11 protein-coding genes and 1 pseudogene are annotated in these 13,327 nt (G+C 51.2%); 6 read left to right on the top strand and 6 right to left on the bottom strand.

All coding sequences use genetic code 11. From position 1 onward, the window contains the following. The first annotated feature begins 11 nt into the window (after positions 1-11). The 4 genes from HPY73_01165 (at position 12) to HPY73_01150 (ending at position 4,139) form a co-directional block, all read left to right on the top strand. Positions 12-644, top strand: coding sequence for a corrinoid protein (locus HPY73_01165; GenBank protein ID QLH74193.1), 633 nt, complete (start codon positions 12-14; stop codon positions 642-644). 147 nt (positions 645-791) lie between these two features. Then, a complete protein-coding gene (locus HPY73_01160) occupies positions 792-1,364 on the top strand; it encodes a DUF308 domain-containing protein (GenBank protein QLH74192.1) in 573 nt (190 codons plus the stop codon). Positions 1,365-1,584: 220 nt separating this feature from the next. Beyond that, complete coding sequence (locus HPY73_01155) at positions 1,585-2,937, top strand: hypothetical protein (protein QLH74191.1); 1,353 nt, start codon at positions 1,585-1,587, stop codon at positions 2,935-2,937. Between the two features lie 194 nt (positions 2,938-3,131). Then, positions 3,132-4,139 carry an MtaA/CmuA family methyltransferase gene (locus HPY73_01150; protein ID QLH74190.1) on the top strand — a complete coding sequence of 336 codons (1,008 nt, stop codon included), beginning with the start codon at positions 3,132-3,134 and terminating at the stop codon, positions 4,137-4,139. Between the two features lie 226 nt (positions 4,140-4,365). Here the strand turns inward: HPY73_01150 and HPY73_01145 are convergent, their stop codons facing one another. Beyond that, positions 4,366-5,385 carry a hypothetical protein gene (locus tag HPY73_01145; protein QLH74189.1) on the bottom strand — a complete coding sequence of 340 codons (1,020 nt, stop codon included), beginning with the start codon at positions 5,383-5,385 and terminating at the stop codon, positions 4,366-4,368. A gap of 208 nt (positions 5,386-5,593) precedes the next feature. Between HPY73_01145 and HPY73_01140 the strand changes: the two genes are divergently transcribed. Together HPY73_01140 and HPY73_01135 are read left to right on the top strand one after the other, a co-directional pair. Beyond that, positions 5,594-7,234, top strand: coding sequence for a methylamine methyltransferase corrinoid protein reductive activase (locus HPY73_01140; protein ID QLH74188.1), 1,641 nt, complete (start codon positions 5,594-5,596; stop codon positions 7,232-7,234). Positions 7,235-7,241: 7 nt separating this feature from the next. Beyond that, the gene (locus tag HPY73_01135) at positions 7,242-8,111 is read left to right on the top strand and encodes an MBL fold metallo-hydrolase (GenBank protein QLH74187.1); all 870 of its coding nucleotides are present in this window, start codon (positions 7,242-7,244) and stop codon (positions 8,109-8,111) included. Positions 8,112-8,136: 25 nt separating this feature from the next. Here HPY73_01135 and HPY73_01130 read toward each other — a convergent pair whose 3' ends face one another. The 5 genes and pseudogenes from HPY73_01130 to HPY73_01110 form a co-directional block, all read right to left on the bottom strand. Next, the gene (locus HPY73_01130; protein ID QLH74186.1) at positions 8,137-9,060 is read right to left on the bottom strand and encodes a hypothetical protein; all 924 of its coding nucleotides are present in this window, start codon (positions 9,058-9,060) and stop codon (positions 8,137-8,139) included. 1 nt (position 9,061) lies between these two features. Next, entirely contained in the window at positions 9,062-9,829 is a 768-nt protein-coding gene (locus HPY73_01125; protein ID QLH74185.1) for a hypothetical protein, read from the bottom strand. A 377-nt stretch (positions 9,830-10,206) separates the two neighbouring features. Next, a pseudogene (locus HPY73_01120) lies at positions 10,207-11,151 on the bottom strand (NAD-dependent epimerase/dehydratase family protein). 14 nt (positions 11,152-11,165) lie between these two features. After that, positions 11,166-12,041, bottom strand: a complete 876-nt coding sequence (galU, locus tag HPY73_01115; protein ID QLH74184.1) for a UTP--glucose-1-phosphate uridylyltransferase GalU — start codon at positions 12,039-12,041, stop codon at positions 11,166-11,168. Positions 12,042-12,045: 4 nt separating this feature from the next. Continuing rightward, a complete protein-coding gene (locus HPY73_01110) occupies positions 12,046-13,308 on the bottom strand; it encodes a UDP-glucose/GDP-mannose dehydrogenase family protein (GenBank protein ID QLH74183.1) in 1,263 nt (420 codons plus the stop codon). Between the last annotated feature and the right edge of the window lie 19 nt (positions 13,309-13,327).

Below are 13,327 nucleotides of genomic sequence, written 5' to 3'. Positions count from 1 at the left end.
GGAAGCAGTAAATGGCAACACTCGACCAGTTGATTGAAGTCGTTGTAAAGGGAAAGGTTAAGGAAGCCAAGGGATTGACCGAGGCGCTCATGGCAGAGGGCGTTTCCGCGAAGACCATCATCTTCGATGGATTGAGCAAGGCCATGGAGATCGTCGGCCAGAAGTACGAGCAGAAGCAGTATTTCCTGCCCCAGGTTCTCCTGTCCGCTCAGACCCTCTATCAGTCCTTGGATGTGGCATTGCCGAAGCTTGACAAGACTTCCGCAGGCGCCCAGGGCAAGGTCGTTATCTCTGTCGTTGAGGGAGACGTTCACGACATCGGTAAGAACATTGTCAAGGCAATGTTGACCGGCGCCGGTTTGACGATCTTCGACCTTGGCCGTGACATCCCGATTAAGACAATCGTTGACAAGGCGGTCGCAGAGAACGCGAACATCATCGCCACCTCAACATTGATGACCCCGACCCTTGCTGGCATGAAGGAGATCGAGCGCATGTTGAAGGAGATGGGGAAGAAGGGCGCCATCAAGACAATGGTCGGCGGTGGAGCGGTCTCCAAGGACTTCGCCGCGCAGATCGGTGCGGACGGCTACGGCTACGACGCCAACGAGGCGGTCAAGGTCGCAGCGAGCCTTCTGAAGTAAAACACCTTTCACCTCTTTCATTTTTATTTTTTATTTATAAATAACACTATTGGCCCATTCTTTTAATCAGGAATCATTTATTTTTCCGATATCTATTTATTCAACAAAATTCAATCTTTTAGCATCCCTTAAGGAGGGGTAGAAGAGATGTCAGAGCACGAAAATGTGGGATACACGGGGGATATCGTCAAAGATTGGTGGCATTACCTTTGGTTCGGAGTCTTCCTTGTGATATTCGGATTCATAGCGTATGTGAGATCGGACATGAACTTGACGAACCTTACTCTATGGTTCGCAGGGTTCCTATTGTTTTCAGGCATTGTTTTCATTGTAGGATTCTTCAAAGGATCGATGCTGGCAAAGATGAAGCTATTGCCTCTCATAGAGGGTGTGATATATTTCATCCTAGGACTGTTGGTATTGTTCCTTGATCTGGATTCGGAACAAATGCTGATGTACTTCGGCATCTTCGCCCTGATCGCGGGCCTGATGAGGGTGGTCGAGGCTTTTATGATGCCTACTGGGCTTAAGCAAATGGTCGGGAAGATATCCTTCCTGTTGTTGCTTATAACGGGCTTCTTCTCATTCATCGTTGGGGTATGGGCGTTGGTCATCCCACCTGAGGGGCTTTTAGAGATCCTGTGGGCTGCCGGAGGTTACTCTGTGATATTTGGAATAGGGATCTGGGCGGCCGCGATCTCAGGTTCGAGAGGACCTTAAAATAGCTAGCAAAACTAACCCTTTATTCTTTTTTTATATCTGGGTCTTATTGTTCTTTTCCAGTTCCTTTCAGCATTCAGTACTGATATGACATCCTTCAATGGTCTCAATGGCCGAACCATCCCGATCCGATAATCGGTAATGAAAGATTAATCAATAAAGATGCGATTTAGGGAATGTTTATCGAGTGGTCACACTGGCGATACGGGGGAAGCGACGATTGAAGGTTGATATCAGACGGTTGCTCGGGCCTTTGCTCGGTCTTGCGATAATTATTGAGGGCGGAGCCCTTGCGATAAACGCATCACCCGCAATGGTCGAAGGTTTCGGGGGGTTAAGAGAGAGCACGGTCCTGATGGCCGGGGCCCAACTTATCATTTTAGGGATAATCATTTTTTCAGGTTGGTTCGCGATCGATCTCAAAAATATCTCCTCGAGGCCAAAGGTATCAAAGGTCCTACATCTCCTCTTCTTGGTATCCAGCCTCTGTGTGATGTTCGAAGGTCTTTTTTTAACGGTTAATGCAACAAAGGTAACCTTCGAGGAGGGAGAGACCTATGGAATGGTCGCATCAGCATTATTGTCAGCTCAGCTTTTCTGTATCGGAGCCCTTTCATCGAGCCTGTGGGTGAATCGTAGGAAAGAAGTAACGAATCCAATCTCATGGGTCGTAGGGATCGCATCCTCGATAGGACTATCCTCAGTGGGGGCCATTCTTATAGGTGTTGCATCTCCATTAAGGACAGCATTGATAATGAATGTCGGCGAGGGAAAAATGACCTTGGCCGGCGTATTGGTTTTCATCCTTTCATTCATATTGATCTTTGCGTTCCTCCTGGACGGTACGAAATATTTTAAGGGGAGGACCAGAACCGTCTTTGAAGTGCTCTTTTTAGCGATAGTCGCGGTCTTCATGCTGGGCTCTACATATCTAAGCGCTCTCGCGGATTACTTCGAGCTGGGGAATGAGTTCGCGGCGGGGAAGATGTACATGGGCGCCTTCTTTGCGGTCATATTCATGCTCTCCGCCTTGTCCTTGGCAGGTTGGTGGACCAGGAACAGGACCCCTGGAAGGCGGTTCATTATTGAATCCGTTGGCATTCTTTCGGCGATCCTTTTGGCGGGCATAGGCATAGAGGTGTTCGCATTGGCGGGTGAAACAAAGGTCACAGGACTTTTGACCCTCCCCCACGCGATCGTCCTGTTGTTCGGAGCCCAGATAGTCATCCTCTCAATGATCTGCCTCGGGATTTTTTTGACCAGAAAGATGAAATTGTTTGCCACCCCGCTCGTGCGAAGTTTTACCATTACTCTTATGTTGATAACGGCATCCTTGATCTCGTTAGAGGGGATCGTCATCTCTGTCGCAGCAGCAGATATTGACGTTGCTGGTCTTGGAAAAATTTTGGAAAGCACCGTAGGGATATTCGGGCTGGGAATGAGCGGGGCAGGCATATTGATCATCTTGACATGGAATATGAGGGATGATCACAGCAGCCCCCGTATGAGGAGAGCTGAAATATTGACGGCGATCTTCCTGTTGATGTTGTTCGTCGCCGCTCTTGCTATCTGATCCACGGACCAATAGGATGCATCACGATCTCTGTATCTGATTCCAACCCGTCAAATTTCATAAATCCTGAGACATATTTTCAGGTGACTGGAAAGGCCAATGTTGGAAAGCAGAATCCTTTAAGTAAACGAAATCTAATTATCCGACACCGCAAACAATTTTAATAGTGTTAAGAGAGAATGGAGGAAGAATAGATGTCAAGCCACATGACTCCGAAAGAGCGCGTCATTGCCGCCATTGAGAAGAAGAAATTGGACAGGCCCCCTGTGGTCTGTTTCACCCAGAGCGTCACCGTCGATGTCATGGACGTCGCGAAGGTCTACTGGCCAGATGCCCATACCGATGCGAACAAGATGGCCGAGCTCTCCTGTGCCATCCCCAAGGTCACCGGGCTCGAGTCCGTAAGGCTTCCATACTGTCTCACCGTCGAAGCCGAGATCATGGGATGCGCGGTCGACCTGGGTAAGCAAGACCGCACGCCGATGGTTAAGAAGCACGGATTCGAGGCGGACAGCCCCATCGAGATTCCGAAGAACGTTGTTACGGGCCGTGCAAAGACCGTCGTCGAGGCAATCAAGCTCTGCAAGCAGAAAGTAGGCAACGAATACCCGATAGTGGTCGGGACCACCGGTCCGTTGACGATCGCGGGACACCTTGTAGGCACTGAGAACCTGTTGCTCTGGATGATAACTGACCCAGACCCGGTCAGGAAGTTCATCAAGGCATCCGCGCAGCTCGAAAAGCAGTATGTCAAGGCCTTGGCAGAGGCGGGGGCCGACGTCATTGTAATGAGCGACCCATCGGCCTCGACCGACATGTTGTCCGGTGAGATGTTCGATGAGTTCGCCAAGCCTTACATCAAAGAGGCATTCTCTGAAGCAGGTAAGGCAAAGACATGCCTGCACATCTGCGGTGACACGACCATCCTGCTCGACCACATGATCGCTACGGGAGCGAACTGCCTCTCCATCGAGGAGAAGGTCAGCCCTGAGAAGGCCGTCGAGCTCGTCGGAGGACGGACAGCCCTTGTTGGAAACGTAGGTGTGGTCCGTCCGCTGCTCCAGGGAACCCCTGAGGACAACCTGGAGATGGCCAAGCGCGTCAAGGCAGCAGGGTTCAACCTTGTCGCACCTGGATGCGGTCTCGCAGCCCGCGTGCCATTGGCCAACATCCAGGCCATGGTGAAGGGTGTCAAAGGCTGAAGAACTATAAACACTACAAGGGGGCGCAAGCCCCCTTTCAACTATCCATACTTTTCAGCATCAACTTTTCAACAGAATCGTCATTGACCATTGGCCCGGGTGATTTTTGGAAAGGAGATGATATTAGGAGAATATTCCTTGAACGCTCTTGGACCAGAGCGTCCAACCTTCTACTTGGTCATACATTAATTTGATCGATATTAGTTGACCTTTCACTATGCCACTATCAATTCTGAGGCGACCCTTTATTCATGCCAAATCTGATGGCGGCGTTCTTTAGAGCAGATATGTTCTCGATGGGCGTCTTATACGGCAATTCACAGCCAGATGCGATGACGAGCCCTGGATGGTTTCCCCAAGAATCTATTACCCTCGACACTTCGGCCTCGATCTCCACCGGAGCCCCTCTGAACAACAGTTCCTGATGATCTATGCCTACGAACGCGCAGATCCTCCCCCTCAAAAGATCAAAGGTCCTGATAAGGTCAACAGACTTTACCTGGAATGTGAGGCCTTTTGGTAGCAGGGCGCACTGGAGGTCTAAATATGGACCAGCCGAATCGTTATGAAGCACGGTGGCGATACCCCTTCTCCGCCACGAGGACATGAGGTCCTTTAGGTATCTGTGGTCAAGATCCGAACACTGTTCTTTCGACATCAGCTCGATCCCTGCTGATGAATTATCACAGAAGATCGTATCCATACCGATCCTCTCAGCGGCCTCTCCATACGCTTTGCACGACTCAGTGACGATCGATACAAGCCTATGGACCATCCCAGGGTCCGTAAGTGCAGAGATGAGCAGGGTCTCCATTCCGATGGTCTCACACGCAACAAGCATCGGAGAGTCCACACATCCAATGACCGGCGTTTCGCGACCGACCTTGGACATCATCTCCGACGCCGCCTTCAACGGGATGCTCCAATATCTGTCGCTCATTGGATCGACAGGGGTTAGGCCATCGACCATGGAGACATCAAGATATTTTTCTATCCGAGGGTAGAAATCACGCTCAGGGAATTTCCATCTTGCACCGTGGGCCTGGGCCTCTATCAGAAGGTCCCCCCATCCCGCCATCAGGTTGTCGAAACCATATAGCTCATGCGCCGCCAGGCAGATTTTTGAGAAAACGTCGGGGTCGTGGAACCCATCTCTCATCTTGAGCCCCGTATGTTCGAGCACCCATTTTGCCGCACCGAGATGCTGATAGAAAACAGGAGGTCTGTCTACGGGTTCGAGGCGCATGGCGGCGTCAAATCTTTGACGGGGGGTCATAGAGGTCATATTTTATGGGCTTCTATAAAAACCAAACAGTTAGAATTGAGTCAGATGTATTCTGGAATGATGTTCGATGGTAAGCGTCGTCCATCCTGGAACATAAAAACGTCCAGTGTATGTAATTATCTCTAATTTTTAAATACGGATAGGACAGTAAGGGGACAGAGGATTACCAATGTCTTACGGCATCGCACTTGACCTGGGAACAAGCGGATATCGCTCCCACCTTGTCGACCTTGACAAAAAGGGAAAGATCCTATCGACCTCGATAACCATGAGGCACCCCCTTCCAGGGGCGAACATCATGGACCACCTTCATTTCTGGTTGGAGAACGGGTCTGAAGTGGGGCATAAGATAATCATTGAGACGGTCGACAAGCTCATCGCGATGCATGGGGCCGAACCAAATGAGATCGTTCGTATGGCGATCTGCGGGAATCCGGCCCAGTTGTCGATGTTCGAAAATATCGAGATAAGGGACCTGGCATTCGCTGGACAGTCGATGTTGAAGAAGCTCAATGTAAAGGTGCCCGAGAGAAAGGCCCATACCATCAAGGCGGAGGAGCTTGGCCTCACATCGGTCAAGAAGACCGCGGAGATACGCATACCTCCATCGATTAGACATGAGATAGGGGCCGATGCCCTGGCCATGATCATGAAGACCAATATGCTCGAGGAGAAGGGCACATGCATGGTCACAGACTACGGCACGAATGCCGAGATGGGCCTTATGTACAAAGGCGAGCTTTATACCGGGTCAGCTGCAGCGGGACCGGCCATGGAAGGACAGTCCATCGAATATGGGATGTTGGCGGCCCCCGAGGCCATTTCGGACCTCTCTCTGGGGCCAGGCGGCAAATGGTATAATTATGTGCTCGATGAGAAATTGAAACCCATTCAGACGGCGTTGATCGACCCCAGGGACGGCAGTGGAAGGATACTTACGAACAACACCGCGCGAGGCATCACGGGGACAGGATGTGTCGCCTGCGTCGCAATGGGCCTGGAGACAGGGGTGATCAAGCTCCCATACATCGACACCCCTGACCACAAGATGCACCTGATGAACGGTATAACATTCCACGAGTCTGACCTGCATGAGGCGGGAAAGGCTATGGGAGCGATAAGGGCCGGTCATCGAACCCTCATAGAGGAGGTGGGGATAGATGACAAGGAGGTCAAGACGATGTATCTGGCAGGCGCATCAGGAACCTATGTGGACCCGATCAAGGCCCAAACGGTTGGGTTGGTCCCAAGGGTGCTCGATAAGACGGTCCAGGCTGGAAACACCTCCTTGATGATGGCGTATGACATCCTGGTCGATGACGATGGCCTTGACAAGATGCAGGACGTGGCGGATGCCATAAGCTCCAAGCATATCATGTTCGCCACCTCAAAGACGTTCGAGGAGATCTATGTCAACGAGATCGCCTATTGGGATGAAGGCATGCCATTCGAGATGTTCAACGAGATGCTAGCAGGCAAGGGCTACCGTCCGTTACCACCGATAAAGAGGCCGAAGGAGACAATCCGGATCGTATCTTCTGACATACCGATAATAGGTCACAGAGGGCTCAAGGTATTGGACAATGTCGGTGTCTACCTGGTGGGCTCTTTCCCCGAGTGCATAGGTTGCCGTAAATGCGAAAAGCAGTGTCCAGAGAGGGCGCTTAAAGTATACGAGATGGGCGATGGAAAGTTCAAGATCCAGGTAGAGACGGAACACTGTCTTGGCACGGCCTGCAAGAACTGTGAGTCGGTCTGCCCGAAAAAGTGCTACAACTTCAGCGAGCTCAAGATCGTCAACCGGGGATGATAGTTCTGTGAAGTTCTTTACTGTCGTAGAGAATCATGCAGGAACGTCGTTCGATAGCACAAAATCGGTCAAGAGGGTAGATAGCAGCAACAGGCACTTCATCTCGGAGCATGGGCTGAGCATCCTGATCGAGACGGACACGGGGAAGCACGTGCTTTTCGACACGGGCGCTTCAGAGATGGTCTTCAAGGAGAACCTTGACCTTTTAGGGTTCAGACCTCAGGATATCGACCTGGTCTTCATATCTCATGGCCATTATGATCATCTTGGTGGCCTTAATATCATGATCGAGGCAGGGGTGCCGATATATACACATCCAAAGACATTCTCAGGAAAAAAGATCGCCCTGCTTCATGACGGTTCCAAGAGGGATGTTTCCGCATCAGAGGGAACCCTGACCGCACTTTCCCGAGCAAATCTGCAACTATCCTCGACACCCATCGAACTTGTCCCTGGGATAAGGACCTCGGGGGAGGTCCCAAGACTGTACCCTTTTGAGAGTGAGACACGTTTCTATAGAGAGGAGGAAGGCCAACTTGTGCCTGACAATATGGTCGAAGAGCAGGCGCTATATGTGACAACGAAGAAAGGAACGGTCCTCCTGACCGGCTGTGGTCATCCTGGTGTCATCAATATGGTCCATCAGGCCAAGAAATCCACCGGAAGGCCGGTCTACATGGTCATGGGCGGCTTCCATCTTTCGGCAACACCTGCCAACAACGACCGCATTCTAAAGACCATGGAGAACCTCAAGAACCTCAATGTCGAACGGATCGCCCCAATGCATTGCTCAGGGTTCACTGCCACCAAGATGTTCTCTGACCGATTCGTCAACATGGACCTGATGTGGGCAGGTTCCAAGGTCGAGATACCGTGAAGTTCGGTTTTGGGTATTCAGACCTTCATCTATGCCTTTTATCCCCTTCTCTTTCGTAAACGATGTCTGCCGTCGCATGACACAGAAGCTCGTCAGTGAAAGAAGCGGAGTACATCACCCTTCGGGCCGATTCGATCGGTCCATACATCACAAAATCTGCCCCTGCCATCATAGGGAGCGCACATGATGCCGTGTCCACGTACCTATAGAGCCTAGGGTCGTTCTTAGAGGCCTTCAAAAGAGGGGCATAGGACTCCACTGCATTATGAAGCGCGCATCCGCAGGGCAGCCCCCATTTTGCCTTGGATATGAACAAGGCCCTGAGCGCACTTCCCGCGTTCTGCTCAGCTGCCAGGACGGCCATATCAAGAAGGAGGTTCTTCACCCCTGCTTTCTTTGCCATATCTATCAGGCCTTCCTTGAGGACCCCGCCCCCATCTTCCAGCAGATATATCTTCCCTTTTACCGTCAGGTCCATCGGGTTGAAGGCGAGCAGGACCGCGGTCTCAACCCCGACATCGGACATCGCCGCCAGCTCCTTCTCATCTGTACCTGCGCTCAGGGTGTTGTATATCGCCCTGTCCTGAAGCCCGATCTCCTTTGCGAACCGTATCCCATCAAGCCGTACGTCTCTGCTGGGGGAATCAACAAAGAAAGGAAGGTCCGAGATCTCTGAGAACTGTCGGATATATGACCTCATCGCGTTGGACGTCTCAGCGAATAGCATGACCGCTGCTGGACATCCAGTCTCGGTTGAGGCGGTCATCATCTTTTCCAGGACCTCTTTTGTCCTAGGTTGGTCTATGACTCCTTCGATCCGGTCCTGAACGATGCTGTGCCGAGGATAAAATAACGACCCGACCATGACCGTCCTTCTTTTGCCAGGCTGTCCCCCGAAACGGACTCCCCCGACATCGAATGATATCTGTTCGCTTTGGAATTTGAACATGTCAGCACCCCGTAAAATACATGCGCATCCTTCCTGCGAGCTCAAGGTTCGGAGATTGGAAAACACTGCCACCCACAGGGTCGATCCCAATGCCAAAATGCTCGTCCACAATTGCGAACCCGGACCTCGTGTTCAAGGCCTCCGAGGGCATCCTGAGGAACCCCTCGATGATGACATCGGCGGTCCTGTGCATCGTCTTACCAATGGAGTCGCTTGCCTGCATCAGGCCCCGGACCTCGATGTTCATAGGACCATATGGGAAGTCCTCAATTTTAACCTCACTCAATCTTTCCAGCTCTTCGATGAGCTCCCTCCTCCTTTCATCGTCGAACTGATATATGGGGTCCATCGCGACGATCTCATCGACATCCTTTGGATGGACAAGATCGACCAAGGTCACCTGGGACCTGAACCTTTCTATGGCGTACCTCGGCACAGAGCAAAGGAAAGGGATCGCGCTTCTTGCACCTATGATCCTCTTGTCGTCACCTATCCCGTTTTTCATCAGGTTGATGATAGCATCTGCTGGAAAATGTCCAAACTCCTCCTTGCCGCAAACGACCAAGAAGCGGATGGATGGGTCTGAAATGACGTTCAGAATGACCTTTTCCAATCCGACGTTCTCCGTTTTCATGATCCCCTTTATCTTGAACAACCTGGAAGGCACATCTACAGCCCCTCTGCCGATGATCAGGACCGCAACCTTGGACCCAATCTCGCCTAGAATATATTCACCTGGATAAGGATAACACATCGATTTATCGGACATCAGCGTCCGATCGGATTACTGGCTATAATAATCTGTTGTCGTTTTAAAAAAATTTAAAGAGACCACATCGATTTTAAAACATCATTCTGGGACCCGCGTCGACAAGGTCTGCGTCTCCAACGGACCGAGGACCATCGGTCTATATGGTTTTAGAATGTGGTGGTCATATCGGCGGGACTATCAATGGGAATGGGATAGTTGATCTTGGTCCATCCTTTGGACCGCTCATCCATTGATCCGCTTGTCGGAAAAAAAAGATTTCCCTAAGGTCTTTCAACACGAAGATCAAGGTCCCATGGCACATATCCCTGCTTTATGTGGTCACCGATCCCAGTCTCGCCATCTCTTTACATTAACTAGACAAATAGGCCATCCACCTATCCGTGCCTGATCATCTGGTCTATACCATGTTCTACGGTGAACTCTGGGATGAAACCGATCATGGCCTTCGCCAGTGAGATGTCCGCAACCGAATGCACGATATCTCCCTTCCTTGGCGGAAGGTGAACAACATTCCCTTCGACCGTCTTCCCGAATTTTGATAAAATTATCCTTGCAAGATCGTTGAGAGAGATGGCCTCTCCCCTGGCAACATTGAAGACCATACCGCCGCAGCCCTTGGCAACCGCTGCCTTGAGGCACGCCTGTACGACGTCCAGGACATATGTGAAGTCCCTGGTCTGATTTCCATCCCCGTATATCGTGAGAGGCTTGCCCTTCCTCGACATATCGATGAACTTCGGTATCACGGCAGCATACTCGGAGCTCGGGTCTTGTTTTGGCCCGAAGACATTGAAGAACCTGAGGGAGATCGTTGGGAGCCCATAGACCTTAGTGAAGACCTTGCAATAATACTCACCCGCAAGCTTTGAGACAGCATATGGCGATATGGGGTCTGGCATCATATCCTATTTCTTTGGCAAGAAAGAAGAATCTCCATATACCGATGAGGAGGAGGCGTTGACGACCATCTTGATATCACAGTCCCTTGCGGCCGTGAGCACGTTCAACGTCCCATTCTGGTTCGTGAGGTTCGAACTTATCGGGTCCTGGATGCTCTTTGGCACCGAGGCTATCGCTCCAAGATGGAAGACATAATCCATCCCTTTGAACGACCTTCTCAGAAGGTCGAGGTCCAATAAGCTCCCAACGATCAGTTCGACGTCCAGCTCGTCCAGGTTCGAGACCTTTCCGCTCGAGAGGTCATCGTACACAAACACCTTGTTCTTCTCTGCAAGGACCTCTGCCAGGTTCGAACCTATGAACCCCGCTCCGCCTGTAATTATCACCCTATTGTCCCTAAGGATGTCCTGTAACCTCATGTCCATTCGCCTGCTCACTTATCAATCTCCTTTTCCTTATTGAGCAGCGACTCTATGTGCTCCTTCAGGGCCGCTGAGTACTCAGGATGAAGAAGGCCGAGCTCCACCTGCGTCTTGAGCCAACCTATCATATCCCCTATGTCGTAACGTTTTCCTTCGAACCTCCATCCATAGATCTCCTGCTTTTTCCTCAGCAACCGAAGGGCATCAGTGAGCTGAACCTCCCCGTTCAGACCAGGCGGCGTCCTTTCGATCGCTTCGAAGATCTCGTGGGTCAAGATGTAAGTTCCCGCTATCGCCAGATCTGATGGTGCAAGTTCTGGGAGCGGTTTTTCAACAAGGTCATCGATCAGATATAGGTCCTCATCGACCTTTCTCCCTGCGATTATCCCGTAATCCTTCACCTTCTCTCTTGGGACAGGTTCTATCGCGATGACCGACCGTCCGGTCCTCTTATGCACATCCATGAGCTGCTTGACCACCGGCACCTTGGACCTGTATATCGTATCGCCGAGCATCACTGCAAAAGGTTCATCGCCTATGTGCTGCTTGGCCTTGAGCACAGCATCCCCAAGGCCTCGTTGCTCCTTCTGTCTTATGAAATGTATGTCGGCCATGTTGGATATGTCACGGACCTTTTTCAGATACTCTTTCTTGTTGCCACGTTCAAGGACGGCCTCAAGCTCATATGACCTGTCGAAATGGTCCTCGATGCCGCGCTTATGTCGGCCTGTTATAATGACGATATCAGTGATGCCTGCGGCCAATGCCTCCTCGACCACATATTGTATCGTCGGTTTGTCCACGACCGGGATCATCTCTTTAGGCTGCTCTTTGGTCAACGGAAGGAACCTGATGCCCCAACCCGCCGCTGGAATTACTGCTTTCATCTGTTCACCAGCAAATGCCTTCATAGTTCTTCGTTCTGACGACGCCCCTACCATCAATAACAGGGACCTCCCCATACAGAGCAGGGTCCGCGAACTCCTTCCACTCGGTCACTATCATTACAGCATCCGCCCCGGTGACACACTCCTTGGCGGTGGCACAATAGGTGATCTCTGGGAAACGCCTTTTGAAGTTCTCCATGGCCTTTGGGTCGTAGACCCTCACCCTGGCCCCCTTGGAGAGGAGCTCCTTTACGATCGTCAGTGATGACGCCTCGCGGATATCATCAGTATCTGGTTTGAATGCCAGCCCCAGCACCGCGACGTTCTTACCTTTTACGTCCATCTTTTTCTCCAGTATCTTCACGAGCCTGATCGGCTGGTCCTTGTTGACCTTCCTTACGGCCTCCAAAATATGCGTGCTCACATCGTATCTTTTTGCCTCTGCGATGATCCCCTCAAGGTCTTTTGGGAAGCAGGAGCCCCCATAACCGCATCCAGCTCTGAGGAATAGCTTTCCGATCCGAGGGTCCATGCCCATCCCTTCAGCGACCTGTCTGAAGTCTATTCCCATCTCCTTGCAGATATTGCCCATCTCATTCACAAAGGAGATCTTTGTCGCAAGGAAAGCGTTCGACGCTACCTTTATCATCTCGGCCGTGGACAAAGGGACCTTCAGTATAGGGCAGTCAAAACCACGATATAGGTCGACAACGACCCTCAAGGAGCGTTCATCCATAGCCCCGATCACTATTCTATCTGGCCTGAGGAAATCCTGCACGGCCGCCCCCTCCTTCAGGAACTCAGGGTTCATCGCGACGCCGAAGTCCTCACCTGCCTTTTTATTTGATGAGCTTTCTAAAATTGGAATGACGACATCCTCTGTTGTCCTTGGCATAACGGTGCTCTTCATGACCACCACCTTGTACCCATCGCTCTTTGATATCTCATCCCCTATGAGCGATGCGGCCTCCTTCACATACCTGAGGTCCAAAGAGCCATCATCGAACGAAGGGGTCCCTACACATATGAAGATGGCATCAACATCTCTCAAGACCGAAAAATCGCTGGTCGCCCTCAAGCTGCCTGAGGCAAGACCCTCCGTCACAAGACCTTCTAGGCCTGGCTCGAAGATCGGGACCTTCCCTGAATTTATCATTTTGACCTTGTCCTCTATCACATCTATGCACGTGACATCGTTCCCTAGATGGGAGAAGCATGCCCCGGTCACAAGGCCGACATATCCAGTTCCTACCACGGCCAATCTCATTCTCTCAATCCTGGGGGAA

The organism is Methanomassiliicoccales archaeon, from assembly GCA_013415865.1.
Lineage (GTDB): Archaea > Thermoplasmatota > Thermoplasmata > Methanomassiliicoccales > UBA472 > MVRC01.
The sequence above is the reverse complement of the archived record's forward strand: the minus strand, read 5'-3'. Positions and strand labels throughout refer to the sequence as shown.

Excerpts from the sequence above, each read along its gene's own strand:
- HPY73_01165 (QLH74193.1), top strand. The coding sequence starts at position 12 with ATGGCAACACTCGACCAGTTGATTGAAGTCGTTGTAAAGGGAAAGGTT.
- HPY73_01160 (QLH74192.1), top strand. The coding sequence starts at position 792 with ATGTCAGAGCACGAAAATGTGGGATACACGGGGGATATCGTCAAAGAT.
- HPY73_01150 (QLH74190.1), top strand. The coding sequence starts at position 3,132 with ATGTCAAGCCACATGACTCCGAAAGAGCGCGTCATTGCCGCCATTGAG.
- HPY73_01145 (QLH74189.1), bottom strand. The coding sequence starts at position 5,385 with ATGCGCCTCGAACCCGTAGACAGACCTCCTGTTTTCTATCAGCATCTC.
- HPY73_01140 (QLH74188.1), top strand. The coding sequence starts at position 5,594 with ATGTCTTACGGCATCGCACTTGACCTGGGAACAAGCGGATATCGCTCC.
- HPY73_01130 (QLH74186.1), bottom strand. The coding sequence starts at position 9,060 with ATGTTCAAATTCCAAAGCGAACAGATATCATTCGATGTCGGGGGAGTC.
- HPY73_01125 (QLH74185.1), bottom strand. The coding sequence starts at position 9,829 with ATGTCCGATAAATCGATGTGTTATCCTTATCCAGGTGAATATATTCTA.
- galU (QLH74184.1), bottom strand. The coding sequence starts at position 12,041 with ATGAAAGCAGTAATTCCAGCGGCGGGTTGGGGCATCAGGTTCCTTCCG.
- HPY73_01110 (QLH74183.1), bottom strand. The coding sequence starts at position 13,308 with ATGAGATTGGCCGTGGTAGGAACTGGATATGTCGGCCTTGTGACCGGG.